Genomic DNA, 26,039 nt, shown 5'->3' on the forward strand with positions numbered 1-26,039 from the left:
TACAATTCAGCAATAATTAAAATAGATTAGGAAGATTAAATTATGCCAAAACCATACAGTGAAGACTTACGAAGAAAAGTAATAGAAGCTTATGAAAGTAAAAATATGAAAATTAAAGAAATTTGTAAAGTGTTCAATATCACTAGAAAGACTTTATTTTTATGAAGAAAAAGAAAAAAAGAAACTGGGCATATAAAACCAATTTTGAATTATCAAAAAGGACATAGCCACAAAATAAAGGATTTAGATGAATTAAAAAAATTATTTAGCAGAAAATAAAGATGTTACAGTTCAAAAAGTAATTGATAAATTTGGAAATATGACTAAAGAAACAGTTTATAACTATTTTAAAAAACTAAATTATACATATAAAAAAAACTTTTCTATATGAACAAAGAGATAAAAATAAACAAGAAGATTTTTTAAAAGAAATAGCTAAAATAATGAATGAAGATTTAGTATATATTGATGAATCTGGAATTGATGATAATGAATTTTATAAATATGGTTGATCTGAAAAAGGTAAAAGATTATTTGATAATAAACCCGCATATAAAATAAAGAGAATGAGTATAATTGGTTCACTAAATAAAGGTAAATTAAAAGCCTTATGAGCATTTGAAGGACATTGCAATAGTAAAATTTTTGAATCATATGTTAAAAATAAACTAATTCCAGTATTAAAGCGTGGACAAATTATAGTTTTAGATAATGCAACGTTTCATAAATCTAAATTAACACAACAATTAATTGAAAATGCTGGATGCAAACTATTATTTCTTCCGCCATATTCTCCTAATTTAAATCCAATTGAACATTTTTGATTTGCTATAAAACATAATATAAGAACCTGTTTAGAATCTTTTCGAAAATAATGTAAAATGATTATATATTTTAAAATCAGAGGTATATATTATGCATAAAAATTATCCAAGTCATGTCACCAAAGAACAATTTGAGAACATAAAATCAATTTTAGAAAATAGCAAAAAGAAAACAAAACCAAGAAGTTTAGATTTATATGAAGTATTTTGTGCAATTTTATATGTATTAAAAAGTGGTTGTCAATGAAGAATGCTACCAAAAAATTTTCCAAAATGACAAACTGTATATTATTATTTTCAAATTTGAAGTAAAAATAACGGTAAAGAAGCTAGTGTATGGCAATTAATTTTAAAAAAAATTGGTTAAAAAAGTTCGTATCAACAATAATCGCAAAGAACAAACTAGTTTTTGTATAATTGATTCGCAAAGTGTTAAAAATACAGATACTACTGAAAATAAAGGTTATGATGCTGGTAAAAAGATTTCAGGAATAAAGCGTCATATTATTGTTGATTCTCAAGGTTTACCACATGCAATTTACATAACCACAGCAGAAAAAACAGATCGTAATAGCGCTATAATAATGATTGAAAATGAAAAAGAAAATCTTTCTGCAGTTCAAAAAATAATAGTAGATGCTGGTTATACTGGTGAAAAATTTGCTTCTGAAATCAAAACAATCATAAATGCAAATGTTGAAATTATAAAACGCAATGAACTACATACTTTTGTAGTATTACCAAAAAGATGAATTGTAGAACGAAGCTTTGCTTGATTAGAAAAATACAGAAGATTATGAAAAAATTGTGAAAGAAAACTAAATACTAGTTTACAAATGGTTGTTCTTTCCTTTATTTCAGTTTTATTAAAAAGATTCTAAACAGGTTCTTAGGCATACTATTGCTAATTCTTTTACCACAAATAGTATAATTAATTTATTATGTTTATTTTAGGAAGAGAAAAGAAAGGTTTTAGGGGAATTTTTCCAAAAATAGGAAATTTGAAAGCAAATCGTAAATTTAAAGATGTAAAAGTTTTAAAACAAATTGAAGAATTAGAAATATTTGTTAAAGTTTCAAAATTAGTTTTTAAAACTTTTGCTTTTATATTTTTACCAATATTTTTAATTTTAGTTATTATACTTGCTGTTGTTTTTGCTGTATGACATTGATTTAATCCTACAAATGGCCATTTATTGCACATAAGTAATTTTTTAAATTATCATAATTTAAATATTAATAATGATTTACAAAGTAAAAATTTAGTTGGAGGATTTGTTGAGTCAGTTTTAGAAGCTGTTTGTGCAGTTTTGTATGTTATATTTATTACTCCTATTTTGTGGGTATTAAGTTCTTTTCAAGTGATTATTGTTTATATGGCAAGTGGCGGACTTTTAACTGAATTTTTATTTGGTAATAATTCAACATTTTTAAATGTTCCAAAACCATTTGTAATTGTTAGTGGTATTGCTATTGGATTAATGACATTATTTTTTACTTTAAAAATGTTTGAAATAATGAATGCTAAGCATAATGTTAAAGCAATAAAATTAAAAAGCGGAGTAACTAACATTTTATTTGCTCTGATTGGAGTTGTATTTATTCCAATAATGTTTATTATTTTAAATACTTTAATTATTGGTATAACAAAAATTATTGCTGAAAGTGGTAATTTGTCTACAACTGATTTAGGACTTACTGTTTTTAATTCTTCATTTACCGATAAAATACAAGATTTTAAGGAAGTACCAAAATGAATAGGATTTGAAGATAGTGCAAATTTTAGTTATTTAATTTGTATTATTGCTGAATTGTTTGTTTGCTATTCAATGTTTTTAATTGGTATTATGTTGATATGAAATGCTTTTGAACTTTTAATTTTATTTTGTATATCACCTTTACCAATAGCATGATGTATTGAAGATGAAGGGAAAAGATTTCGTGCTTGAAAAGAAGTAACAATTGCAAGATTCATCAATATTGCCATTATTTTTTTAACATATACAATTTTTATTGCGAGTTTAGGTGTGTTTGCTAAAATTTCAAATAATATGCCTACAACTGCTTCAAGACCAGTATTTATTTTGCTTGGTTTATTTGCGGGCGTTACAGCAGTTATTAAAGCGCCAAGCATGTTGGCTGGAGTTTTAGGTAATCATAATATGGCATTAAGTGAAGGATTAAGTACTATTATTGGTATGAAAGCGGTTACTGGTGGAATTAAAACTGTCGGTGGTACTTTATTATTGGGAAGTAAAAAAAAAGAATAGTTATGTCAAGAAGCCTTGGCGAAAAAGCAAATATAGTAAATACTGCTGGTGGAATTGTTGGTGCTTCAAGAATTGTAAAACATGGTTATTCAGCAATTAAAAATCATGATGAAAAATTAAAGTCAACTGTTCTTGCAACTGGGGCTTTAGTTGGAGCTTTTACTGGAACAATTACCGGCGGTACATCTTTAGCATTAAAATTTCATAATCATATTGAAAAAAATAGAAATGTGAAATTTGATAATGAAAAACTACAAAGACAAGAAAATATTAAAGATAGTTTAATTGATAATATTCAAAAATCAGCAAACAAACTAAAAAATATAAATGATAATGAAGATAATAATAAAAAATCAAAAGTAAAAGATAAAATTGGAAAATAAACATAAAAATGTCTAATAACTAAGGTTTGATTAATGGTTTAGTATTCAAAATCAAAACATCGCTAAAAACAGTCTTTATGGCTTTAATTTAAGTATATAAGAAAGGAGACATGAAAATGGATAACGAAAATAAAAAAATTATCACCAAATCTGTAAATACAGTACGAAATGAGTTTTATTCAGCTATGGGTGGTATTGGATATGTAGAAATTTTACTTTTTTGTATTTTTGTAATTATTGCTATGACATTTTCGATATTAGTGAAAAATTTATTTATATTTTTACCAGTTGATTTTTTGTTATTTATTTCTTTTGCAATTTTGATTGCACCAGCACCAAATACAAAAGGTAAGGTTTATAATTATTTGCAAAAAATATTTAAATATATTTTTCAAAAACAAAAATTTAAAAAAGTAAATGAAAATAATAAAAATTTTTGTCCTTTAACTGTTGATAAAAATGGAAAAATTATTATTTTTAACAGCAAGCAAAATTTTAATAAACACATTGTTATTTATGAAATTATAGGTTTTGATTTTTCATTAATGACAAGTGAGGAATTTAATGATTGTGTTGATAATTTTTCACAATTTTTAAAAAATATTAATTTTGATGTTAAATTAATTAAAATTGAAAAATCTTTTAATTTAGAAAATCAAATTAAATATTTAAAAGAACTATCAAAATATTGAGAAAAACAATATTTAAAAAAATTAATTAATGAGCAAACTTATGTGAAAATATTTGAACAATTAACTGAACAAGTTAATATTGATATTTCAATAGAAAAAGAAAATGAATTTAAAAGAATGTGTTTCTATTTAGTAGTTAGTGGTGATAATATCAAAGAAATAGAAAAAATTGTAGGATTAAATCAACAATATTTAAAAACTGCTAATTTATCTTTTGAAAAAATAACTAATAATGTTGAAATTAATGAAATATTTAAACAACTTTATTTACCTTATAGCCATAAACAAAACATTTTTAATATTATTGAAAACAGTAAAATAGAATTTCATAAAAATTATTATAAAATAAATGATACTTTTTTTAGTATTAGTAATGTTTTAACATATCCCTATTTTGTTAATAATGGTTGATTAGGAAATCTTAGAACCTGTTTAGAATCTTTTTTGATTAATTTTTAATAAAATTTATATTATAATGGTTATTTTATAATAAAAAATAGATTTTTAGTCGATAAGTTTTCAAATGATAAAATCTTTTTAATAAAATTGAAATAAAGGAAAGAACAACCATTTGTAAACTAGTATTTAGTTTTCTTTCACAATTTTTTCATAATCTTCTGTATTTTTCTAATCAAGCAAAGCTTCGTTCTACAATTCATCTTTTTGGTAATACTACAAAAGTATGTAGTTCATTGCGTTTTATAATTTCAACATTTGCATTTATGATTGTTTTGATTTCAGAAGCAAATTTTTCACCAGTATAACCAGCATCTACTATTATTTTTTGAACTGCAGAAAGATTTTCTTTTTCATTTTCAATCATTATTATAGCACTATTACGATCTGTTTTTTCTGCTGTGGTTATGTAAATTGCATGTGGTAAACCTTGAGAATCAACAACAATATGACGCTTTATTCCTGAAATCTTTTTACCAGCATCATAACCTTTATTTTCAGTAGTATCTGTATTTTTAACACTTTGCGAATCAATTATACAAAAACTAGTTTGTTCTTTGCGATTATTGTTGATACGAACTTTTTTAACCAATTTTTTTTAAAATTAATTGCCATACACTAGCTTCTTTACCGTTATTTTTACTTCAAATTTGAAAATAATAATATACAGTTTGTCATTTTGGAAAATTTTTTGGTAGCATTCTTCATTGACAACCACTTTTTAATACATATAAAATTGCACAAAATACTTCATATAAATCTAAACTTCTTGGTTTTGTTTTCTTTTTGCTATTTTCTAAAATTGATTTTATGTTCTCAAATTGTTCTTTGGTGACATGACTTGGATAATTTTTATGCATAATATATACCTCTGATTTTAAAATATATAATCATTTTACATTATTTTCGAAAAGATTCTAAACAGGTTCTTAGTAAATTAGAGCAAACGAATTTAATATTTAATGTAATTGATTTAGATAAAAATCAAGCAATAAAAATGTTAGATAACGGTTATATAAAAATACAAATGAACTCTTTTAATGCTAAAAAAATAAGTGAAGATGTAGATTATGAAAATTATGCAGAAAGTTTTAAAGAATTAATTTATAGAATAAAAAATGAGAATGAAGTTATTAAATTTACTCAATTAAGTTTTATTACGTATTCTTCAAGCTTAGATGAATTAAAAAATATTAACAATAAATTATTCACTGTTATTAATCAAAACAATATGATTTTAGATAAATTAAGTTATAAACAACAAGATAGTTTATTAAATTTATGAATTAATTATAATGATAAAAATAAAATTAATTATAATGAAATGTCAACAAATTCGATTGCAAGCTGTTTTCCATTTTTAAATAACAATTTACTTGATAATAATGGTTTTTATTTAGGACAAACGGCTATTGGCGTTCCTTGTTTTTTAGATATCAAAATAAGAGATAAGAAAAAAAGAAATAATAATAATGTTTTTGTAGTTGGAAAATCTGGTACTGGTAAAAGTTTTAATATTAAAAAACAACTTAATTGATTGTATTTGAACAAAACAAAAATATATATTATTGATCCTGAACGCGAATTTCTTGGTTTTTCAATTTTTTATAATGCTAAAATTATTGATTGTGGGAATGCTAAAACTGGTTTAATCAATCCATTACAAGTTTTTCATTTCTTTGATGAAGATGAAACACCACAACAAGAAAATGAATTAAAAGGTCATATTCGTAGTTTAGAAGAATGATTTAAATTAATTTTTAGTAACTTAAATACGAATGATGTTTTAATTGCTATGTTAGAACCTGTTTAGGATCTTTTTTGATTAATTTTTAATAAAATTTATATTATAATGGTTATTTTATAATAAAAAATAGATTTTTAGTCGATAAGTTTTCAAATGATAAAATCTTTTTAACAAAAAAATGAAAAAGAAAATAAATTATTGGTTAAGTACCTATTTATAAATGATTATTTCTTGTTTTAGTTAAATTCTATTAAAAAGATCCTAAACAGGTTCTTAGAAGAAATGTTATTTTTAACTTATAAAAATCATAAAATTACAACTTTAACTAAATTAAAAAATATTAAAAATAATCAATGACCCACTTTACAAAATTTATATGAAAATGCTTTAAATAAATTTAAAGATAGCAAATATGAAAATGACCAACAATTACTTAGCTATTTAAAACAACTTTCAAATGAAGGTGCTTATGGTGAATTATGAAATGGTTATACAACACTAGATGTTAAGGATGATAAATTTATTATTTTTGATATTTATAATTTAAGAAAAAATCGTCAAATTATTAATTCTCAACAATACTTAATGTTGCAATTTTTAGAAAATGAAGTTATTAAAAATAAAAATAAAAATGCAAAATTACCAATTGAACGACAAGAATGGATTTGTATTGCTGTTGATGAAGCACACTTATTAATTAATAAACAAAATTTAATTGCTTTACAGTTTTTATATGAAATGGTAAAAAGAATTCGTAAATATAACGGCATTATGTATGTAATTACTCAAAATATAAATGATTTTGTAGGAAGTGATGAAATTAAAAGAGAAGCAGAAGCAATATTAAACAATTGTGATTATCAATTCGTTCATCATTTAGCAGATAAAGATTTACAAGATTATAATAGTATTGTACAAGGAGGATTAAATAATGATGAATTAAATGCAATTAGAAAAGCAGATCAAGGTGAATGTTTATTAACAATTGGTTCAAATAAAAGAACATTTTTAAGTATTGAAGCAACAGAAGAAGAAAAAAATGCTTGAGAAAATAAGGAGTGATAGTTAATGACAAAAGAAGAAGCAGACCAAATAGCTGAATTGTTTAAATGTCATGAATGTGCACCAACTTTTAGAATTTCTGATGATTTAGAAAAAATGAATTTCAGACCATGTGAAAAACATCAAGGTATTGCAAATCTAAATTATTTTAAAAAAATGAATATACATTAAGGAGAAAATATTATGAACGCAATTTGTAAAAGATGTAAAAAACAAGATTTAGCAAAATATATGACTGGTTTTAAAAATTTTTATTTTTGTGATAAATGTGAAAACAAAGGTATTGCAGAAGAAATGTTAAAAGATTTTGAGAAACAAACGAAAGGTAAAATGAGTGAAAAAGAAAGAGCATATAACTTAAAAAGTTTTGAAAAAATGTTGGAAAAGCAAAACGAAAGAATGTTCAATTTTATTGAAAGTGAAGATGAGGAAATATTATAAATTATGAAAATTAAAAATATAAAAATTAATAAAAAACTATTAATTTGTATAATTTTAACCTTGTTTATATCAATAATTTTTTGATATATAGCAAGTGTATTAAATATTTTTATTTTTTTACAAAAATTAAACTTTACTTTTTTCGAACCATTCAATTATTTTTTTGCTCCTTTTTCTTTAATTTTAGCGTTAATTTGTTGTGTAAGCATATCATTTTTTCTTTGATGAAAATGTTTTTATAAAAATAATTTTAGCAATGATTTACAAGAAAATAAGTTTTTAAGTAAAAAAGAATTTACTAAAAACTTTGCAGAATGTTGCTTATATCATAAAACTGATAAATATGGTTTTGTTACAAAATTATCAATTATTCATAAATTACCAGTTGTTAATACTATAAATAAAACACATGCACTTGTGATTGGTGCTACTGGCAGTGGAAAAACTCAAAATATTATTATTCCTACCATTATTTTAAATGCTTATTCTATATATAGCTAACTAAAGTAATGTTTACTCATATCTTGAAAAACAAAATCAATCGCTTTTTTAATATTTGGTCAATAATTTGGTAATATTTTTCTTATATTATGTTTTATAGCAAATCAAAAATATTCAATTGGATTTAAATTAGGAGAATATGGCGGAAGAAATAATAGTTTGCATCCAGCATTTTCAATTAATTGTTGTGTTAATTTAGATTTATGAAACGTTGCATTATCTAAAACTATAATTTGTCCACGCTTTAATACTGGAATTAGTTTATTTTTAACATATGATTCAAAAATTTTACTATTGCAATGTCCTTCAAATGCTCATAAGGCTTTTAATTTACCTTTATTTAGTGAACCAATTATACTCATTCTCTTTATTTTATATGCGGGTTTATTATCAAATAATCTTTTACCTTTTTCAGATCAACCATATTTATAAAATTCATTATCATCAATTCCAGATTCATCAATATATACTAAATCTTCATTCATTATTTTAGCTATTTCTTTTAAAAAATCTTCTTGTTTATTTTTATCTCTTTGTTCATATAGAAAAGTTTTTTTTATATGTATAATTTAGTTTTTTAAAATAGTTATAAACTGTTTCTTTAGTCATATTTCCAAATTTATCAATTACTTTTTGAACTGTAACATCTTTATTTTCTGCTAAATAATTTTTTAATTCATCTAAATCCTTTATTTTGTGGCTATGTCCTTTTTGATAATTCAAAATTGGTTTTATATGCCCAGTTTCTTTTTTTCTTTTTCTTCATAAAAATAAAGTCTTTCTAGTGATATTGAACACTTTACAAATTTCTTTAATTTTCATATTTTTACTTTCATAAGCTTCTATTACTTTTCTTCGTAAGTCTTCACTGTATGGTTTTGGCATAATTTAATCTTCCTAATCTATTTTAATTATTGCTGAATTGTACTTTTAAATTCAAAAACTGTTTAAATTACATATTATTATTTTACATTATTTATGAGTAAATATTACTTTAGTTAGCTATACGTAGACAAGTGAACAAATTAGTTGAAAGAAAGGAACTATAATTATGGCCAATATTAATTCATATACCGATGAATTTAAAAAACAAATAGTAGCTTTATATCAAAGCGGCAAATCAGTATCTTACCTTGCTAAAGAATATAATGTTACAAGAGCAGCTACTTATAATTGAATTAAGCAATTTACTAATTCAGGTAGTTTTAAAGCTAAAGATAATCGTTCTGTTGAAGAAAATGAATTAATTAAATTAAGAAAAGAATTAAAACAATTAAGAATGGAAAATGATATTTTAAAGCAAGCAGCACTAATAATAGGCAGAAAATAGAAATTATTACAAACAATAAGTTTAAATATAAAATTCGCACAATGTGTCATTTTTTAAAAATTTCTAAATCAACATATTATTTTAATTTAAAGAAAAAAGAAAATAAAATTCAAAATAATATTTATGATGAAGCTATTATTAGTGCTTTTAAAGAAAATAAATGTGTTTATGGAACAAGAAGATTAAAAGTAATATTAGAAAACCAAGAAATTTATTTATCAAGACGAAAAATTAAAGAAATTATAGACTTACTGCATAACGTTTTTAAGTTTTAATGATAAATTATAAAATCCTGCAATTAAATTAAATCTTAAAAATATTCGTTTTCTACCTTTTCTAAATTTATAACCAATAATTTTAAAACATTTTAAAAATGCAAAAACATGTTCAATTTTTCTGCGAGTTTTATTAATAATCTTATTAAAAATTTTAATTTTACTTGTTTTAGGATTATTTTTACTAGTTTTAATGGGTAAAAATGTATTACTATGAATTTTTTGTAAACCTTGATAACCTTTATCTGCAAGAATTACAGTTTCTGACAAAAATTCTAACTTTGAATTTTTAAAAGTTTTAAAATCATGATTTTTACCAGTATCAGGAAAAATATTTAAAATTTCATTAGTATGTGCATTAATTATGGTTTGAAACTTAACAGTATGCATTCATTTTTTGCCAGAAAATCAATCTTTTTGATTATATTTTGGTCGTTCTGTTTCTACTTCTGTTACATCAATTATCAAAATTTTATTTTTGAATTCTTCTTTTTAAAAAAATATTTTTATTTGTTAAATTATTAAACTTATTATTATTTATTAAAATGTCTTCAATTGAACGAATATTTCGTAAAGCAGTAGTATCAACCATATCATACTCAGCACCAATACTATGATATGTACGATTTTCATATAAATATCTTAAAGTCATTACTAGTCTATCTTCTATTGACATTTTATATGGCCTTCCACCAGTGGTATTTTTTAGATTTTGATGATCTAATAAAATATTTAAAATTTCATTAAAAACTAGTTTATTAATACCAACTATTTTACGAAAATATTGATCCGGTTTATCTTTTAATTCAAAATATGTCATAAAATTTATCCTTAACTATTCAAATTTTATTTTAATAATAACAAAAAAATGAAAAGTTAACTAGTTATGCAGTAAGTCTTATGAATAAGCATAATTTAATATCAAAATACACTAAATTATCATTCAAAAATCATAATAACAAAGTAAATGATGAAAAAATCACTAATCTTGTGAATAGAAACTTTAATAATAGGCTTAAAAATGAAGTTATTGTCAGTGATTTAACTTATGTTCAAGTTAATGGTAAATGAAACTATATTTGCTTATTAATTGACCTATTTAACCGCGAAATTATTGGACATAGTGTAGGTACTAGAAAAGATGCCTTATTAGTACATCAAGCATTTATGCAATCAAATCGCTGTTTAAAAGATATTCAAATATTTCATAGTGATTGTGGTAATGAATTTAATAATAAAATTATTGATAAACTTTTACTAGCATTCAATATTACTCGCTCTTTAAGCAAAAAAGGTTGTCCTTATGACAATGCTGTTGCTGAAGCAACTTTTAAAACTTTCAAAACTGAATTTATTAATGATAAAAATTTTAGATCATTAATCCAATTAAAATTAGAATTATTTGATTACATCAATTGATACAACAACATAAGAATCCACAGCACTTTAAACTACTTAACTCCAGTTAATTATCAAAAACAAATGTCTACCAAAAAATAGTCCTAAAAAGTGTTGCCATTCCAGTGCATCACTTGTTCCAAATGATGATCCTTCACTATTGTGGATTAATTCTGGAGTTGCTACATTAAAACCATATTTTGATGGACGACAAACCCCAATTGCTAAAAGATTAGCAAATTCACAAAAAGCAATTAGAACTAATGATATTGAAAATATTGGTATTACAGCAAGACATCAAACTTTTTTTGAAATGTTAGGTAATTTTTCAATTGGTGATTATTTTAAAAAAGAAGCTATTATTTGAGGATGGGAATTTTTAACTAGTAAAAAATGATTAAATTTAGATGCTAATTTATTATATAGCTAACTAAAGTAATGATTACTCATATCTTGAAAAACAAAATCAATCGCTTTTTTAATATTTGGTCAATAATTTGGTAATATTTTTCTTATATTATGTTTTATAGCAAATCAAAAATGTTCAATTGGATTTAAATTAGGAGAATATGGCGGAAGAAATAATAGTTTGCATCCAGCATTTTCAATTAATTGTTGTGTTAATTTAGATTTATGAAACGTTGCATTATCTAAAACTATAATTTGTCCACGCTTTAATACTGGAATTAGTTTATTTTTAACATATGATTCAAAAATTTTACTATTGCAATGTCCTTCAAATGCTCATAAGGCTTTTAATTTACCTTTATTTAGTGAACCAATTATACTCATTCTCTTTATTTTATATGCGGGTTTATTATCAAATAATCTTTTACCTTTTTAAGATCAACCATATTTATAAATTCATTATCATCAATTCCAGATTCATCAATATATACTAAATCTTCATTCATTATTTTAGCTATTTCTTTTAAAAAATCTTCTTGTTTATTTTTATCTCTTTGTTCATATAGAAAAGTTTTTTTTATATGTATAATTTAGTTTTTTAAAATAGTTATAAACTGTTTCTTTAGTCATATTTCCAAATTTATCAATTACTTTTTGAACTGTAACATCTTTATTTTCTGCTAAATAATTTTTTAATTCATCTAAATCCTTTATTTTGTGGCTATGTCCTTTTTGATAATTCAAAATTGGTTTTATATGCCCAGTTTCTTTTTTTCTTTTTCTTCATAAAAATAAAGTCTTTCTAGTGATATTGAACACTTTACAAATTTCTTTAATTTTCATATTTTTACTTTCATAAGCTTCTATTACTTTTCTTCGTAAGTCTTCACTGTATGGTTTTGGCATAATTTAATCTTCCTAATCTATTTTAATTATTGCTGAATTGTACTTTTAAATTCAAAAACTGTTTAAATTACATATTATTATTTTACATTATTTATGAGTAAATATTACTTTAGTTAGCTATATGATTCAAAAATTTTACTATTGCAATGTCCTTCAAATGCTCATAAGGCTTTTAATTTACCTTTATTTAGTGAACCAATTATACTCATTCTCTTTATTTTATATGCGGGTTTATTATCAAATAATCTTTTACCTTTTTAAGATCAACCATATTTATAAATTCATTATCATCAATTCCAGATTCATCAATATATACTAAATCTTCATTCATTATTTTAGCTATTTCTTTTAAAAAATCTTCTTGTTTATTTTTATCTCTTTGTTCATATAGAAAAGTTTTTTTTATATGTATAATTTAGTTTTTTAAAATAGTTATAAACTGTTTCTTTAGTCATATTTCCAAATTTATCAATTACTTTTTGAACTGTAACATCTTTATTTTCTGCTAAATAATTTTTTAATTCATCTAAATCCTTTATTTTGTGGCTATGTCCTTTTTGATAATTCAAAATTGGTTTTATATGCCCAGTTTCTTTTTTTCTTTTTCTTCATAAAAATAAAGTCTTTCTAGTGATATTGAACACTTTACAAATTTCTTTAATTTTCATATTTTTACTTTCATAAGCTTCTATTACTTTTCTTCGTAAGTCTTCACTGTATGGTTTTGGCATAATTTAATCTTCCTAATCTATTTTAATTATTGCTGAATTGTACTTTTAAATTCAAAAACTGTTTAAATTACATATTATTATTTTACATTATTTATGAGTAAATATTACTTTAGTTAGCTATATGATTCAAAAATTTTACTATTGCAATGTCCTTCAAATGCTCATAAGGCTTTTAATTTACCTTTATTTAGTGAACCAATTATACTCATTCTCTTTATTTTATATGCGGGTTTATTATCAAATAATCTTTTACCTTTTTCAGATCAACCATATTTATAAAATTCATTATCATCAATTCCAGATTCATCAATATATACTAAATCTTCATTCATTATTTTAGCTATTTCTTTTAAAAAATCTTCTTGTTTATTTTTATCTCTTTGTTCATATAGAAAAGTTTTTTTTATATGTATAATTTAGTTTTTTAAAATAGTTATAAACTGTTTCTTTAGTCATATTTCCAAATTTATCAATTACTTTTTGAACTGTAACATCTTTATTTTCTGCTAAATAATTTTTTAATTCATCTAAATCCTTTATTTTGTGGCTATGTCCTTTTTGATAATTCAAAATTGGTTTTATATGCCCAGTTTCTTTTTTTCTTTTTCTTCATAAAAATAAAGTCTTTCTAGTGATATTGAACACTTTACAAATTTCTTTAATTTTCATATTTTTACTTTCATAAGCTTCTATTACTTTTCTTCGTAAGTCTTCACTGTATGGTTTTGACATAATTTAATCTTCCTAATCTATTTTAATTATTGCTGAATTGTACTTTTAAATTCAAAAACTGTTTAAATTACATATTATTATTTTACATTATTTATGAGTAAATATTACTTTAGTTAGCTATATATGAAAATCGTACATATCATAGTATTGGTGCTGAGTATGATATGGTTGATACTACTGCTTTACGAAATATTCGTTCAATTGAAGACATTTTAATAAATAATAATAAGTTTAATAATTTAACAAATAAAAATATTTTTTTAAAAAGAAGAATTCAAAAATAAAATTTTGATAATTGATGTAACAGAAGTAGAAACAGAACGACCAAAATATAATCAAAAAGATTGATTTTCTGGCAAAAAATGAATGCATACTGTTAAGTTTCAAACCATAATTAATGCACATACTAATGAAATTTTAAATATTTTTCCTGATACTGGTAAAAATCATGATTTTAAAACTTTTAAAAATTCAAAGTTAGAATTTTTGTCAGAAACTGTAATTCTTGCAGATAAAGGTTATCAAGGTTTACAAAAAATTCATAGTAATACATTTTTACCCATTAAAACTAGTAAAAATAATCCTAAAACAAGTAAAATTAAAATTTTTAATAAGATTATTAATAAAACTCGCAGAAAAATTGAACATGTTTTTGCATTTTTAAAATGTTTTAAAATTATTGGTTATAAATTTAGAAAAGGTAGAAAACGAATATTTTTAAGATTTAATTTAATTGCAGGATTTTATAATTTATCATTAAAACTTAAAAACGTTATGCAGTAAGTCTAGTTATATCATGGTGCAGATATTAGTGAAAGTGTTATTAGTCAAATTACTGATGATGTGATAGATGATGTCAAGGCGTGGCAAAATCGACCATTAGAAAGTATTTATTCTATTGTTTATTTTGATTGTATAGTAGTTAAAGTACGGCAAGATAAACGCATTATTAACAAATCAGTTTATATAGCATTAGGAGTGGATTTAGAAGGCAAAAAAGATGTTTTAGGTTTATGAATTAGTGAAAATGAAGGTTCTAAATTTTGACTAGCTAATTTTACAGAAATGAAAAATCGAGGCTTAAATGATATTTTGATTGCTTGTAGTGATAATTTAACAGGCATGTCAGAAGCAATACAAGCAGTTTATCCTAAAACTGAACATCAATTATGCATAGTTCATCAAATTAGAAATAGTTTAAAATATGTTTCATACAAACATCGAAAAACCTTAGTTGCAGATTTAAAACCAATTTATAGTGCATGTAGTGAAGAACAAGCAATGCAAGCTTTAGAATCATTTGAAAGTAAATGAAATAAACAATATCCGCAAATTACTAAATCTTGATATAAAAATTGAGATAATTTAATGGTTTTTATTAGTTATCCACCAGAAATTAAAAGAGTGATTTATACTACAAATGCTATTGAATCTGTTAATAGTCAATTACGAAAAGTTATCAGAAATAAAAAAGTTTTTCCTAATGATATGGCAGTTTTCAAAATATTTTACTTAGCAATTGAAAATATAACAAAAAAATGAACAATGCCCATTCAAAATTGAAATACAGCAATTGCTCATTTTATGATAAAATTTGAAGATAGAATTAATCTGAACTAGTAACTTTGTAAAACAAAGATACACAGATTACATAAAAGCCTCACCTTTATTTCACTTAGCACTTTGATTAATAATGCCTTGTTTATTATTTTTAAAATATTGTTTTTTTAATTTTTATGATTATCTAATTCTTTATATAAATAATTAATTAACTTATCATATTGACCATTTTCAATTAAATTTTTACAAGTATCATATTCTTGTCAATATTTACCTTTATTTCCTGCAAGTATACCAAGATATAGCTAACTAAAGTAATGTTTACTCATAAATAATGTAAAATAATAATATGTAATTTAAACAGTTTTTGAATTTAAAAGTACAATTCAGCAATAATTAAAATAGATTAGGAAGATTAAATTATGCCAAAACCATACAGTGAAGACTTACGAAGAAAAGTAATAGAAGCTTATGAAAGTAAAAATATGAAAATTAAAGAAATTTGTAAAGTGTTCAATATCACTAGAAAGACTTTATTTTTATGAAGAAAAAGAAAAAAAGAAACTGGGCATATAAAACCAATTTTGAATTATCAAAAAGGACATAGCCACAAAATAAAGGATTTAGATGAATTAAAAAATTATTTAGCAGAAAATAAAGATGTTACAGTTCAAAAAGTAATTGATAAATTTGGAAATATGACTAAAGAAACAGTTTATAACTATTTTAAAAAACTAAATTATACATATAAAAAAAACTTTTCTATATGAACAAAGAGATAAAAATAAACAAGAAGATTTTTTAAAAGAAATAGCTAAAATAATGAATGAAGATTTAGTATATATTGATGAATCTGGAATTGATGATAATGAATTTTATAAATATGGTTGATCTGAAAAAGGTAAAAGATTATTTGATAATAAACCCGCATATAAAATAAAGAGAATGAGTATAATTGGTTCACTAAATAAAGGTAAATTAAAAGCCTTATGAGCATTTGAAGGACATTGCAATAGTAAAATTTTTGAATCATATGTTAAAAATAAACTAATTCCAGTATTAAAGCGTGGACAAATTATAGTTTTAGATAATGCAACGTTTCATAAATCTAAATTAACACAACAATTAATTGAAAATGCTGGATGCAAACTATTATTTCTTCCGCCATATTCTCCTAATTTAAATCCAATTGAACATTTTTGATTTGCTATAAAACATAATATAAGAAAAATATTACCAAATTATTGACCAAATATTAAAAAAGCGATTGATTTTGTTTTTCAAGATATGAGTAAACATTACTTTAGTTAGCTATATAATGTTCTAATTAAATGAAATTTATCTAAAACAAACTGTGCATTTAAATAATCAGCAACTTCTTTAATTCATCCTGCACTGTCTCCACAAATAATGATTTTGGCTTGTTCAAAATTTTCAAAAAATCTTTTTCCTTGTTCTAAAATAAATTCAGCAGTTTTCTTAACTCCAATTGCTGTTTTATTTGATCTGATAATAACATTCACTCTTTTATTAACTAATTTGTGATTAATATTATCCGTATAAAATGCTACTAAACGCATTGAATATTTATTAATTTTTCTTTTAATTTCTCAAAACTTTCGATGACCATCATCAATGCTAATATAAATGGGTTGATTTTTTTCTAATTTAATTTTTTCTACATTTTTATTAAAAACTTTATGTTTTTCAAAAATTCTATGAATATCCATAATAGTTAAACCAGCATCTTTCAAAATATCACAAATATCTTTGTATCTTTTTCCATCAGCAAAATATTCAATAACAATTTGTTCTATGTCTTCTCCAATTTTTTTATATTTGGGTAATTCTAACTCTTCATCAACTAAACAAATACGTACTCATTTTTGTAATTCTATGTTATAATATTTATAAATACGTCGTTTATAAATTACTATGCCATATTTTGTTTTTCTTTTTCTTTCTTTATAATCAACAATTTTATATTTATTTTTATCTCTTGTTTTAAAAAATTTTCTATCTAATTTTTCTCATTTTTGTTTTATATGTGCTAATACTAATTGATTAATATTAGCACATTCTTTTTGATAAATTCATTTGTATTTTGCACTCATGTTTAATTTTCCTTTCTAAATTGGATTTGTTAATAGTTTAAGTTTAATTTTTTTTAAAAATAAGGAGAAAATATGGCTTTTATTAGTAGTTATGCACAATTAAATAAAAAATATAATCTTAATTTTAGTGATAATAATTATGGTTTTAGTTGAGATATTTTTAAAGAATTTGTTGGTGATGAATGAGCAGAATTTTTCACTACCAACTGTTTTTATCGTTTTGTACCAACTGCACGTGGAACAAGAAAAACTTGAAATTGTTTAGCATTTGATTTATTTATAGCTAACTAAAGTAATGTTTACTCATATCTTGAAAAACAAAATCAATCGCTTTTTTAATATTTGGTCAATAATTTGGTAATATTTTTCTTATATTATGTTTTATAGCAAATCAAAAATGTTCAATTGGATTTAAATTAGGAGAATATGGCGGAAGAAATAATAGTTTGCATCCAGCATTTTCAATTAATTGTTGTGTTAATTTAGATTTATGAAACGTTGCATTATCTAAAACTATAATTTGTCCACGCTTTAATACTGGAATTAGTTTATTTTTAACATATGATTCAAAAATTTTACTATTGCAATGTTCTTCAAATGCTCATAAGGCTTTTAATTTACCTTTATTTAGTGAACCAATTATACTCATTCTCTTTATTTTATATGCGGGTTTATTATCAAATAATCTTTTACCTTTTTCAGATCAACCATATTTATAAAATTCATTATCATCAATTCCAGATTCATCAATATATACTAAATCTTCATTCATTATTTTAGCTATTTCTTTTAAAAAATCTTCTTGTTTATTTTTATCTCTTTGTTCATATAGAAAAGTTTTTTTTATATGTATAATTTAGTTTTTTAAAATAGTTATAAACTGTTTCTTTAGTCATATTTCCAAATTTATCAATTACTTTTTGAACTGTAACATCTTTATTTTCTGCTAAATAATTTTTTAATTCATCTAAATCCTTTATTTTGTGGCTATGTCCTTTTTGATAATTCAAAATTGGTTTTATATGCCCAGTTTCTTTTTTTCTTTTTCTTCATAAAAATAAAGTCTTTCTAGTGATATTGAACACTTTACAAATTTCTTTAATTTTCATATTTTTACTTTCATAAGCTTCTATTACTTTTCTTCGTAAGTCTTCACTGTATGGTTTTGGCATAATTTAATCTTCCTAATCTATTTTAATTATTGCTGAATTGTACTTTTAAATTCAAAAACTGTTTAAATTACATATTATTATTTTACATTATTTATGAGTAAATATTACTTTAGTTAGCTATATATGTTGTAATTTTAGTGATAGTAGTGTTCAAGAAGTAAGACGTTATGAAAATACTCATAGTGAAACTACAATTGGTGCATTAATGAATGTTTGTCAAGTTTTATTAGATAAATATGATATTAATTTACTACCTAATAACCCACATGGTATTAAGTGAAAAATAACTAAGGATGGTGGATGTATTATTTTTCCTAATAATCAACAAATTGATTTTATTGGTTATGCTAATAGTAATAAAATTTTTGGAAAAGAAGCAGGTGGTTCAAGTTTTTTAGGTTCAAGAACAGATGAAATTATTATGGCAGAAGAAAAAGAAACTTTAACAGAAAAACAATTAACATATCGATATGAACGATTACAGAACTCTATGTTTAGAAGTAATCGTATTAAAGTATCAAAAGAACCTATTAAAGAATGAAGTTGAACGTTTATTGATAAAAATATATATAGTACTAATTTTGGAAAAAAAATTACTCGCTATTTTTATAAAAGTTTCTTTATTACTTTTACATGTAATCCTTATGATAAATATCATCCATTTTATTTAAAGTACTGTACACCATTTTTACCATTAAATGATAAAATAATGAAAAATCTTAAAAAAGTTGGCAAAATTTATTATGAAAATCAAGATATAGCTAACTAAAGTAATATTTACTCATAAATAATGTAAAATAATAATATGTAATTTAAACAGTTTTTGAATTTAAAAGTACAATTCAGCAATAATTAAAATAGATTAGGAAGATTAAATTATGCAAAAACCATACAGTGAAGACTTACGAAGAAAAGTAATAGAAGCTTATGAAAGTAAAAATATGAAAATTAAAGAAATTTGTAAAGTGTTCAATATCACTAGAAAGACTTTATTTTTATGAAGAAAAAGAAAAAAAGAAACTGGGCATATAAAACCAATTTTGAATTATCAAAAAGGACATAGCCACAAAATAAAGGATTTAGATGAATTAAAAAATTATTTAGCAGAAAATAAAGATGTTACAGTTCAAAAAGTAATAGATAAATTTGGAAATATGACTAAAGAAACAGTTTATAACTATTTTAAAAAACTAAATTATACATATAAAAAAAACTTTTCTATATGAACAAAGAGATAAAAATAAACAAGAAGATTTTTTAAAAGAAATAGCTAAAATAATGAATGAAGATTTAGTATATATTGATGAATCTGGAATTGATGATAATGAATTTTATAAATATGGTTGATCTGAAAAAGGTAAAAGATTATTTGATAATAAACCCGCATATAAAATAAAGAGAATGAGTATAATTGGTTCACTAAATAAAGGTAAATTAAAAGCCTTATGAGCATTTGAAGGACATTGCAATAGTAAAATTTTTGAATCATATGTTAAAAATAAACTAATTCCAGTATTAAAGCGTGGACAAATTATAGTTTTAGATAATGCAACGTTTCATAAATCTAAATTAACACAACAATTAATTGAAAATGCTGGATGCAAACTATTATTTCTTCCGCCATATTCTCCTAATTTAAATCCAATTGAACATTTTTGATTTGCTATAAAACATAATATAAGAAAAATATTACCAAATTATTGACCAAATATTAAAAAAGCTATTGATTTTGTTTTTCAAGATATGAGTAAACATTACTTTAGTTAGCTATATGTTTAGTGGTTTAGGATTATTTATTTTAAGATTTACTATTCAACCATTTTGAAATAAATTACCAGATATTCAAAAAAGAACATTATTAGAAATGAAAAAAAGTAATCCTGATGAATTTAATACTGTTTTTTATGGTTTTGAATTTTTAGATAGTGATGTAACAATTTTTCCCTTTCAAAAAACTGTAAAATATTGACAGAAATATGATTTAAAACAATTTTATAATCAAGAAAAAGATATGTATAAATTTGATTTTTATAGTGTTGGTATTGATTGAGCTACGGGACCAAAAGACCATACTGTATTTATGGTAGTTGGTTTTAAAGAGTATAATAATACTGGTTATTATAATGCTTATATTATTTGTGAATTAGTAGTTACTCCAAATGACTTTATAAATGAAAATGAAAAAATTAATGCTTACGTTAATGAAATTTTAGGATTAATGGACAATTTTGAGAATTTTGAACAAGCAATTTATTTTTATGATGATAAAGCAAGAACTGCTATTGATTGATTAAATCAAAAATTAATAGATGAGCATAATACTATTCTAATAACACAAACTGATATTAAACATGCTTCTAATTTAAATCAAGAAGCAGAATTAACTAATAGAGTAGTTTGAATGAGAAATATTATGAGTTATGGAAACTTTTATGCAAATAAAGATGATTTACCAAAAACTACTCAATGTTTAGAAGAATTACGTTATGATGAAACAAAAACTAACATTCCAGACAAGAATATGTATCAAGACCCATATGATGCTTTGTTTTATGCACTATATCCATACAAAAATGTAATTAGGGGTAAAAATAATGCTACTGTGAAAAAAAGTATCTTCACATTTGGTATATATAGCTAACTAAAGTAATATTTACTCATAAATAATGTAAAATAATAATATGTAATTTAAACAGTTTTTGAATTTAAAAGTACAATTCAGCAATAATTAAAATAGATTAGGAAGATTAAATTATGCCAAAACCATACAGTGAAGACTTACGAAGAAAAGTAATAGAAGCTTATGAAAGTAAAAATATGAAAATTAAAGAAATTTGTAAAGTGTTCAATATCACTAGAAAGACTTTATTTTTATGAAGAAAAAGAAAAAAAGAAACTGGGCATATAAAACCAATTTTGAATTATCAAAAAGGACATAGCCACAAAATAAAGGATTTAGATGAATTAAAAAATTATTTAGCAGAAAATAAAGATGTTACAGTTCAAAAAGTAATTGATAAATTTGGAAATATGACTAAAGAAACAGTTTATAACTATTTTAAAAAACTAAATTATACATATAAAAAAAACTTTTCTATATGAACAAAGAGATAAAAATAAACAAGAAGATTTTTTAAAAGAAATAGCTAAAATAATGAATGAAGATTTAGTATATATTGATGAATCTGGAATTGATGATAATGAATTTTATAAATATGGTTGATCTGAAAAAGGTAAAAGATTATTTGATAATAAACCCGCATATAAAATAAAGAGAATGAGTATAATTGGTTCACTAAATAAAGGTAAATTAAAAGCCTTATGAGCATTTGAAGGACATTGCAATAGTAAAATTTTTGAATCATATGTTAAAAATAAACTAATTCCAGTATTAAAGCGTGGACAAATTATAGTTTTAGATAATGCAACGTTTCATAAATCTAAATTAACACAACAATTAATTGAAAATGCTGGATGCAAACTATTATTTCTTCCGCCATATTCTCCTAATTTAAATCCAATTGAACATTTTTGATTTGCTATAAAACATAATATAAGAAAAATATTACCAAATTATTGACCAAATATTAAAAAAGCGATTGATTTTGTTTTTCAAGATATGAGTAAACATTACTTTAGTTAGCTATAATAAATCAGTTTTATTAACCAATCCTGTATAAACAACTTTACTATAATTTAAAACAGTAACTTCATCAGCTAAATTTTGTAATTCAGATAAAATATGTGATGAAATAAAAACAGTTTTACCTTGCTCACGAAGTTTTCTTAAATCATTAAACAATTCTGTTCTTGCTGTTGGATCAAGATTAGCGGCTGGTTCATCTAAAATTAAGACATCTGGATTATTTAATAGTGATTGTGTTAATAACACCTTTTTCTTCATACCCGAAGAATAAGCATTAGGGTTACGTTTTTTAAACTTTCATAAATCTAATTCCTTTAAAATCATTTCTGTCTTTTCCTTAGCAACTTTATATTTCAAACCACTAATTTGCCCCATTGAAATTAAATAATCATAAGTAGTAATTCGTTTAGGAAATATTGCAGCTTCTGGAATATAACCAACTTGTTTTTTTGCTTCAACTGTTCATGAACGCTTACCATGAATAATTAAATCACCGTGTGTTTCAACCATAGCGCTAATTAAACATTTAATAGTAGTGGTTTTGCCTGATCCATTTGGACCAATAAAACCATGAATAGTACCTTTTTTAACTTTAATAATAGCATTATCAACAGCTTTAAATTTTTTAAACTGTTTAGTAAAATCACGAATTAAAATTGCATATTGAGCATCTTCAGGATTAACTATTACATTACGGTTATAATGATTACGTCAGTTTTTAAAATATGATTTAATAAAATTTAGAAATTTATGTTTTTCTTTTGATTTAGCATTAACATCATCTTCAACTAAAGAACTATTAATAATTGGTTTTAATATTTCTTGTTTTTTCATACTCATTTTCCTAACTACTTAAATATAATAATTACTATATGATTAATATACTTAATACTGATATATTATACATTAATTTATAATTCAAAAATAAAAAAATAAACAAAACTGTTTATTTCATAATTTCACATATAATGGTGGGACTAAATGGACTTGAACCATCGACCTCACGCTTATCAAGCGTGCGCTCTAACCAGCTGAGCTATAGTCCCAAAAAGAGCAACAGAGATATTATATATTTGTTCAAGCACGATTGCAATATATAATAACAATATTTTTGTAGATTAGACACACTTTTTGGACTAATAAAAGTTTTTATAACTTTATATTATTAGTTGAGGTGTAGTTTAAAATGAAATATTTAATTAATAGTGCTGATTTTACTAAATTTGATTATAAATTTAACAAATTTGTAGAAAAGTATAAAAATGATAAAAATATTAATAAAGTTAATATTTATTATCGTAAATTTAGAAAATTTTGTTTTATTTTTAAAAATAAAAATACTTGTAAAGAAATAATTTCTCAATTACATATGCCAAAGCAAACCTTTTATTATTGAGCTAAACGTTTTTATGATGTTTTTTACAGAAATAAACCTTTTGAAGAATTATTATTTAAGTCAACAAAACCTAAAAATATTAAATATTTCTATAAGTTGGAATTATCAGAAAAATTTATAAATTATTTTGTTCAGTATAAAGAAGAGTTTGGTATAGGTGCTTTTCAATTTTGTTATTTAATAAGGCATATTGATGATATTAGGTTTAATTTTTTGCCAAAACCCTCGGTTAAAACTATATATCGTTGATTAAAACGTTTTGGTTTTTGTTCACAAAAAGTTATTAAGAAAAAACATTTGAGATATGAAGTAAAAGAAACTGGATTATTACAAACTGATATTAAAGTAGTATCAGATTATATAACAGGAAGTAAAAGATGATATATTATTGATTTTATTGATGAAAAAACTCGAATTACTTATTGTTATCCATCTGAACAAGCACAAACCAGAGATATTGTAAATGCTACTAAAAATGCTTTAAATTTCTATGAAAAATTAGGAATTAAAATTAAAAGAATTAGAACTGATAATGGTAGTCAATATACTAATACATCTTGTGGAAAACCACAAAGGAATCGTTGATTTACAAATTTTTGTAATAAAAAAGGTATAGTTCATGAAACTACACCGTTTAGATCACCACAGAGTAATGGTAAGATTGAAAGATTTCACAGAAATTGAAGTAATTTATTTGAAATAAAACCATTGGATGGGTTACACTTTATTGGACACTAATTACGTAGACAAGTGAACAAATTAGTTGAAAGAAAGGAACTATAATTATGGCCAATATTAATTCATATACCGATGAATTTAAAAAACAAATAGTAGCTTTATATCAAAGCGGCAAATCAGTATCTTACCTTGCTAAAGAATATAATGTTACAAGAGCAGCTACTTATAATTGAATTAAGCAATTTACTAATTCAGGTAGTTTTAAAGCTAAAGATAATCGTTCTGTTGAAGAAAATGAATTAATTAAATTAAGAAAAGAATTAAAACAATTAAGAATGGAAAATGATATTTTAAAGCAAGCAGCACTAATAATAGGCAGAAAATAGAAATTATTACAAACAATAAGTTTAAATATAAAATTCGCACAATGTGTCATTTTTTAAAAATTTCTAAATCAACATATTATTTTAATTTAAAGAAAAAAGAAAATAAAATTCAAAATAATATTTATGATGAAGCTATTATTAGTGCTTTTAAAGAAAATAAATGTGTTTATGGAACAAGAAGATTAAAAGTAATATTAGAAAACCAAGAAATTTATTTATCAAGACGAAAAATTAAAGAAATTATGAATAAGCATAATTTAATATCAAAATACACTAAATTATCATTCAAAAATCATAATAACAAAGTAAATGATGAAAAAATCACTAATCTTGTGAATAGAAACTTTAATAATAGGCTTAAAAATGAAGTTATTGTCAGTGATTTAACTTATGTTCAAGTTAATGGTAAATGAAACTATATTTGCTTATTAATTGACCTATTTAACCGCGAAATTATTGGACATAGTGTAGGTACTAGAAAAGATGCCTTATTAGTACATCAAGCATTTATGCAATCAAATCGCTGTTTAAAAGATATTCAAATATTTCATAGTGATTGTGGTAATGAATTTAATAATAAAATTATTGATAAACTTTTACTAGCATTCAATATTACTCGCTCTTTAAGCAAAAAAGGTTGTCCTTATGACAATGCTGTTGCTGAAGCAACTTTTAAAACTTTCAAAACTGAATTTATTAATGATAAAAATTTTAGATCATTAATCCAATTAAAATTAGAATTATTTGATTACATCAATTGATACAACAACATAAGAATCCACAGCACTTTAAACTACTTAACTCCAGTTAATTATCAAAAACAAATGTCTACCAAAAAATAGTCCTAAAAAGTGTTGCCATTCCAATTTTATTTAATTTTTATTTAATATTCTTATAATAAAAATTTATATTTTTAAAAGTAAAAAAATTT

At 22.9% G+C, this 26,039-nt stretch carries 40 protein-coding genes, 1 tRNA gene and 2 pseudogenes; 28 read left to right on the forward strand and 15 right to left on the reverse strand.

The genetic code is table 4. From position 1 onward, the window contains the following. The first annotated feature begins 42 nt into the window (after nt 1-42). The 6 genes from ACQH26_RS02105 to ACQH26_RS02130 all read left to right on the forward strand — a co-directional run bounded on the left by ACQH26_RS02105 (nt 43) and on the right by ACQH26_RS02130 (nt 4,628). A complete protein-coding gene (locus tag ACQH26_RS02105; protein ID WP_425382715.1) occupies nt 43-279 on the forward strand; it encodes an IS630 transposase-related protein in 237 nt (78 codons plus the stop codon). Nucleotides 280-443: 164 nt separating this feature from the next. Beyond that, nucleotides 444-875, forward strand: coding sequence for an IS630 family transposase (locus ACQH26_RS02110; RefSeq protein ID WP_425382482.1), 432 nt, complete (start codon nt 444-446; stop codon nt 873-875). A 40-nt stretch (nt 876-915) separates the two neighbouring features. After that, nucleotides 916-1,705 (forward strand): IS5 family transposase gene (locus ACQH26_RS02115; RefSeq protein WP_425382012.1). Its coding sequence is split into 2 segments (ribosomal slippage): nt 916-1,176 and nt 1,178-1,705, totalling 789 coding nucleotides; the frame shifts between segments, so codons are not numbered across the junction. A 60-nt stretch (nt 1,706-1,765) separates the two neighbouring features. Further along, complete coding sequence (locus ACQH26_RS02120) at nt 1,766-3,094, forward strand: Mbov_0396 family ICE element transmembrane protein (RefSeq protein WP_425382716.1); 1,329 nt, start codon at nt 1,766-1,768, stop codon at nt 3,092-3,094. A 2-nt stretch (nt 3,095-3,096) separates the two neighbouring features. Further along, a complete protein-coding gene (locus ACQH26_RS02125) occupies nt 3,097-3,477 on the forward strand; it encodes a hypothetical protein (RefSeq protein WP_425382717.1) in 381 nt (126 codons plus the stop codon). 116 nt (nt 3,478-3,593) lie between these two features. Beyond that, nucleotides 3,594-4,628 carry a hypothetical protein gene (locus ACQH26_RS02130; protein WP_425382718.1) on the forward strand — a complete coding sequence of 345 codons (1,035 nt, stop codon included), beginning with the start codon at nt 3,594-3,596 and terminating at the stop codon, nt 4,626-4,628. 25 nt (nt 4,629-4,653) lie between these two features. Here ACQH26_RS02130 and ACQH26_RS02135 read toward each other — a convergent pair. Then, nucleotides 4,654-5,485 (reverse strand): IS5 family transposase gene (locus ACQH26_RS02135; RefSeq protein ID WP_425382123.1). Its coding sequence is split into 2 segments (ribosomal slippage): nt 4,654-5,214 and nt 5,216-5,485, totalling 831 coding nucleotides; the frame shifts between segments, so codons are not numbered across the junction. 137 nt (nt 5,486-5,622) lie between these two features. Here ACQH26_RS02135 and ACQH26_RS02140 point away from each other — a divergent pair. The 5 genes from ACQH26_RS02140 (at nt 5,623) to ACQH26_RS02160 (ending at nt 8,376) form a co-directional block, all read left to right on the forward strand. Beyond that, the gene (locus ACQH26_RS02140) at nt 5,623-6,438 is read left to right on the forward strand and encodes an ATP-binding protein (RefSeq protein WP_425382719.1); all 816 of its coding nucleotides are present in this window, start codon (nt 5,623-5,625) and stop codon (nt 6,436-6,438) included. A 216-nt stretch (nt 6,439-6,654) separates the two neighbouring features. Continuing rightward, nucleotides 6,655-7,437: a TraM recognition domain-containing protein gene (locus tag ACQH26_RS02145; protein WP_425382720.1), complete on the forward strand. Its 783-nt coding sequence runs from the start codon at nt 6,655-6,657 to the stop codon at nt 7,435-7,437. Between the two features lie 3 nt (nt 7,438-7,440). Then, the gene (locus ACQH26_RS02150) at nt 7,441-7,605 is read left to right on the forward strand and encodes a hypothetical protein (protein WP_281749753.1); all 165 of its coding nucleotides are present in this window, start codon (nt 7,441-7,443) and stop codon (nt 7,603-7,605) included. A 12-nt stretch (nt 7,606-7,617) separates the two neighbouring features. After that, nucleotides 7,618-7,875: a hypothetical protein gene (locus ACQH26_RS02155; protein WP_281749754.1), complete on the forward strand. Its 258-nt coding sequence runs from the start codon at nt 7,618-7,620 to the stop codon at nt 7,873-7,875. Nucleotides 7,876-7,878: 3 nt separating this feature from the next. Continuing rightward, a complete protein-coding gene (locus ACQH26_RS02160; protein ID WP_425382721.1) occupies nt 7,879-8,376 on the forward strand; it encodes a type IV secretory system conjugative DNA transfer family protein in 498 nt (165 codons plus the stop codon). Here the strand turns inward: ACQH26_RS02160 and ACQH26_RS02165 are convergent. Both ACQH26_RS02165 and ACQH26_RS02170 read right to left on the reverse strand, forming a co-directional pair. Continuing rightward, nucleotides 8,373-8,861 carry an IS630 family transposase gene (locus ACQH26_RS02165; protein WP_425382722.1) on the reverse strand — a complete coding sequence of 163 codons (489 nt, stop codon included), beginning with the start codon at nt 8,859-8,861 and terminating at the stop codon, nt 8,373-8,375. The genes ACQH26_RS02160 and ACQH26_RS02165 overlap by 4 nt on opposite strands. 40 nt (nt 8,862-8,901) lie before the next feature. Continuing rightward, a complete protein-coding gene (locus tag ACQH26_RS02170; RefSeq protein WP_425381863.1) occupies nt 8,902-9,261 on the reverse strand; it encodes a helix-turn-helix domain-containing protein in 360 nt (119 codons plus the stop codon). Nucleotides 9,262-9,427: 166 nt separating this feature from the next. Between ACQH26_RS02170 and ACQH26_RS02175 the strand changes: the two genes are divergently transcribed. Both ACQH26_RS02175 and ACQH26_RS02180 read left to right on the forward strand, forming a co-directional pair. After that, a complete protein-coding gene (locus ACQH26_RS02175; RefSeq protein WP_425381925.1) occupies nt 9,428-9,706 on the forward strand; it encodes a transposase in 279 nt (92 codons plus the stop codon). 41 nt (nt 9,707-9,747) lie between these two features. Then, entirely contained in the window at nt 9,748-9,981 is a 234-nt protein-coding gene (locus tag ACQH26_RS02180; protein ID WP_425382723.1) for a hypothetical protein, read from the forward strand. On the opposite strand, the gene ACQH26_RS02185 is transcribed toward ACQH26_RS02180, so the two are convergent. After that, on the reverse strand, nt 9,955-10,449 hold the full coding sequence (locus tag ACQH26_RS02185) for a transposase family protein (RefSeq protein WP_425381872.1): 495 nt from the start codon (nt 10,447-10,449) through the stop codon (nt 9,955-9,957). The two genes, ACQH26_RS02180 and ACQH26_RS02185, sit on opposite strands and share 27 nt — an antisense overlap. 4 nt (nt 10,450-10,453) lie before the next feature. Continuing rightward, nucleotides 10,454-10,801 (reverse strand): transposase family protein, encoded by a 348-nt coding sequence (locus ACQH26_RS02190; RefSeq protein ID WP_425381897.1) that lies wholly within the window; start codon nt 10,799-10,801, stop codon nt 10,454-10,456. An 80-nt stretch (nt 10,802-10,881) separates the two neighbouring features. Between ACQH26_RS02190 and ACQH26_RS02195 the strand changes: the two genes are divergently transcribed. Together ACQH26_RS02195 and ACQH26_RS02200 are read left to right on the forward strand one after the other, a co-directional pair. After that, nucleotides 10,882-11,481: an IS3 family transposase gene (locus ACQH26_RS02195; protein WP_425382724.1), complete on the forward strand. Its 600-nt coding sequence runs from the start codon at nt 10,882-10,884 to the stop codon at nt 11,479-11,481. 22 nt (nt 11,482-11,503) lie between these two features. Further along, nucleotides 11,504-11,803: pseudogene (locus ACQH26_RS02200) on the forward strand (alanine--tRNA ligase-related protein); the annotation flags it as partial. A 2-nt stretch (nt 11,804-11,805) separates the two neighbouring features. Here the strand turns inward: ACQH26_RS02200 and ACQH26_RS02205 are convergent. The 5 genes from ACQH26_RS02205 to ACQH26_RS02225 form a co-directional block, all read right to left on the reverse strand. Further along, entirely contained in the window at nt 11,806-12,171 is a 366-nt protein-coding gene (locus ACQH26_RS02205) for a transposase (protein WP_425382725.1), read from the reverse strand. 162 nt (nt 12,172-12,333) lie between these two features. After that, complete coding sequence (locus ACQH26_RS02210; RefSeq protein ID WP_425381863.1) at nt 12,334-12,693, reverse strand: helix-turn-helix domain-containing protein; 360 nt, start codon at nt 12,691-12,693, stop codon at nt 12,334-12,336. A gap of 371 nt (nt 12,694-13,064) precedes the next feature. Continuing rightward, a complete protein-coding gene (locus tag ACQH26_RS02215) occupies nt 13,065-13,424 on the reverse strand; it encodes a helix-turn-helix domain-containing protein (RefSeq protein ID WP_425381863.1) in 360 nt (119 codons plus the stop codon). 113 nt (nt 13,425-13,537) lie between these two features. Next, the gene (locus tag ACQH26_RS02220) at nt 13,538-13,756 is read right to left on the reverse strand and encodes a transposase (RefSeq protein WP_425382155.1); all 219 of its coding nucleotides are present in this window, start codon (nt 13,754-13,756) and stop codon (nt 13,538-13,540) included. Nucleotides 13,757-13,796: 40 nt separating this feature from the next. Beyond that, a complete protein-coding gene (locus tag ACQH26_RS02225; RefSeq protein WP_425382360.1) occupies nt 13,797-14,156 on the reverse strand; it encodes a helix-turn-helix domain-containing protein in 360 nt (119 codons plus the stop codon). A 288-nt stretch (nt 14,157-14,444) separates the two neighbouring features. Here ACQH26_RS02225 and ACQH26_RS02230 point away from each other — a divergent pair, with 288 nt between their 5' ends. The 4 genes and pseudogenes from ACQH26_RS02230 to ACQH26_RS02245 all read left to right on the forward strand — a co-directional run bounded on the left by ACQH26_RS02230 (nt 14,445) and on the right by ACQH26_RS02245 (nt 17,027). Then, complete coding sequence (locus ACQH26_RS02230) at nt 14,445-14,939, forward strand: transposase family protein (RefSeq protein ID WP_425381872.1); 495 nt, start codon at nt 14,445-14,447, stop codon at nt 14,937-14,939. A gap of 12 nt (nt 14,940-14,951) precedes the next feature. Then, a pseudogene (locus ACQH26_RS02235) lies at nt 14,952-15,776 on the forward strand (IS256 family transposase); the annotation flags it as partial. A gap of 362 nt (nt 15,777-16,138) precedes the next feature. Further along, the gene (locus ACQH26_RS02240) at nt 16,139-16,498 is read left to right on the forward strand and encodes a helix-turn-helix domain-containing protein (protein WP_425381863.1); all 360 of its coding nucleotides are present in this window, start codon (nt 16,139-16,141) and stop codon (nt 16,496-16,498) included. 40 nt (nt 16,499-16,538) lie between these two features. After that, nucleotides 16,539-17,027, forward strand: a complete 489-nt coding sequence (locus ACQH26_RS02245) for an IS630 family transposase (protein WP_425381862.1) — start codon at nt 16,539-16,541, stop codon at nt 17,025-17,027. On the opposite strand, the gene ACQH26_RS02250 is transcribed toward ACQH26_RS02245, so the two are convergent. Further along, nucleotides 17,024-17,830 (reverse strand): Mbov_0401 family ICE element transposase-like protein, encoded by an 807-nt coding sequence (locus tag ACQH26_RS02250; protein ID WP_425382726.1) that lies wholly within the window; start codon nt 17,828-17,830, stop codon nt 17,024-17,026. The two genes, ACQH26_RS02245 and ACQH26_RS02250, sit on opposite strands and share 4 nt — an antisense overlap. Nucleotides 17,831-17,902: 72 nt before the next feature. On the opposite strand from ACQH26_RS02250, the gene ACQH26_RS02255 reads away from it, so the two are divergent. Continuing rightward, nucleotides 17,903-18,121, forward strand: coding sequence for a hypothetical protein (locus tag ACQH26_RS02255; RefSeq protein WP_425382727.1), 219 nt, complete (start codon nt 17,903-17,905; stop codon nt 18,119-18,121). On the opposite strand, the gene ACQH26_RS02260 is transcribed toward ACQH26_RS02255, so the two are convergent. Beyond that, the gene (locus tag ACQH26_RS02260; protein WP_425382140.1) at nt 18,114-18,602 is read right to left on the reverse strand and encodes an IS630 family transposase; all 489 of its coding nucleotides are present in this window, start codon (nt 18,600-18,602) and stop codon (nt 18,114-18,116) included. The genes ACQH26_RS02255 and ACQH26_RS02260 overlap by 8 nt on opposite strands. A 40-nt stretch (nt 18,603-18,642) precedes the next feature. Beyond that, nucleotides 18,643-19,002: a helix-turn-helix domain-containing protein gene (locus ACQH26_RS02265; protein ID WP_425381863.1), complete on the reverse strand. Its 360-nt coding sequence runs from the start codon at nt 19,000-19,002 to the stop codon at nt 18,643-18,645. A 205-nt stretch (nt 19,003-19,207) separates the two neighbouring features. Here ACQH26_RS02265 and ACQH26_RS02270 point away from each other — a divergent pair, with 205 nt between their 5' ends. The 6 genes from ACQH26_RS02270 to ACQH26_RS02295 all read left to right on the forward strand — a co-directional run bounded on the left by ACQH26_RS02270 (nt 19,208) and on the right by ACQH26_RS02295 (nt 22,645). Next, complete coding sequence (locus ACQH26_RS02270) at nt 19,208-19,771, forward strand: hypothetical protein (protein WP_425382728.1); 564 nt, start codon at nt 19,208-19,210, stop codon at nt 19,769-19,771. Nucleotides 19,772-19,880: 109 nt separating this feature from the next. Next, nucleotides 19,881-20,240: a helix-turn-helix domain-containing protein gene (locus ACQH26_RS02275; RefSeq protein ID WP_425382729.1), complete on the forward strand. Its 360-nt coding sequence runs from the start codon at nt 19,881-19,883 to the stop codon at nt 20,238-20,240. A gap of 40 nt (nt 20,241-20,280) precedes the next feature. Further along, a complete protein-coding gene (locus tag ACQH26_RS02280) occupies nt 20,281-20,769 on the forward strand; it encodes an IS630 family transposase (RefSeq protein ID WP_425381862.1) in 489 nt (162 codons plus the stop codon). Further along, entirely contained in the window at nt 20,732-21,643 is a 912-nt protein-coding gene (locus ACQH26_RS02285) for a hypothetical protein (RefSeq protein WP_425382730.1), read from the forward strand. The genes ACQH26_RS02280 and ACQH26_RS02285 overlap by 38 nt, the downstream gene beginning before the upstream one ends. Before the next feature lie 113 nt (nt 21,644-21,756). Continuing rightward, the gene (locus ACQH26_RS02290; protein WP_425381863.1) at nt 21,757-22,116 is read left to right on the forward strand and encodes a helix-turn-helix domain-containing protein; all 360 of its coding nucleotides are present in this window, start codon (nt 21,757-21,759) and stop codon (nt 22,114-22,116) included. A 40-nt stretch (nt 22,117-22,156) separates the two neighbouring features. Then, nucleotides 22,157-22,645 carry an IS630 family transposase gene (locus tag ACQH26_RS02295; protein ID WP_425381862.1) on the forward strand — a complete coding sequence of 163 codons (489 nt, stop codon included), beginning with the start codon at nt 22,157-22,159 and terminating at the stop codon, nt 22,643-22,645. On the opposite strand, the gene ACQH26_RS02300 is transcribed toward ACQH26_RS02295, so the two are convergent. Together ACQH26_RS02300 and ACQH26_RS02305 are read right to left on the reverse strand one after the other, a co-directional pair. Then, nucleotides 22,646-23,482, reverse strand: coding sequence for an ABC transporter ATP-binding protein (locus ACQH26_RS02300; RefSeq protein ID WP_425382731.1), 837 nt, complete (start codon nt 23,480-23,482; stop codon nt 22,646-22,648). It abuts the gene before it with no gap. Nucleotides 23,483-23,617: 135 nt separating this feature from the next. After that, nucleotides 23,618-23,694, reverse strand: a tRNA-Ile gene (locus ACQH26_RS02305). A gap of 140 nt (nt 23,695-23,834) precedes the next feature. Here ACQH26_RS02305 and ACQH26_RS02310 point away from each other — a divergent pair. Together ACQH26_RS02310 and ACQH26_RS02315 are read left to right on the forward strand one after the other, a co-directional pair. Continuing rightward, nucleotides 23,835-24,782 (forward strand): DDE-type integrase/transposase/recombinase, encoded by a 948-nt coding sequence (locus ACQH26_RS02310; RefSeq protein WP_425382732.1) that lies wholly within the window; start codon nt 23,835-23,837, stop codon nt 24,780-24,782. Nucleotides 24,783-24,829: 47 nt separating this feature from the next. Next, nucleotides 24,830-25,950 (forward strand): IS3 family transposase gene (locus ACQH26_RS02315; RefSeq protein WP_425381867.1). Its coding sequence is split into 2 segments (ribosomal slippage): nt 24,830-25,100 and nt 25,100-25,950, totalling 1,122 coding nucleotides; the frame shifts between segments, so codons are not numbered across the junction. Nucleotides 25,951-26,039: the final 89 nt, after the last annotated feature.

Source organism: Spiroplasma endosymbiont of Melieria omissa (assembly GCF_964031175.1).
Taxonomy (GTDB): domain Bacteria; phylum Bacillota_I; class Bacilli_A; order Mycoplasmatales; family VBWQ01; genus Spiroplasma_E; species Spiroplasma_E ixodetis_A.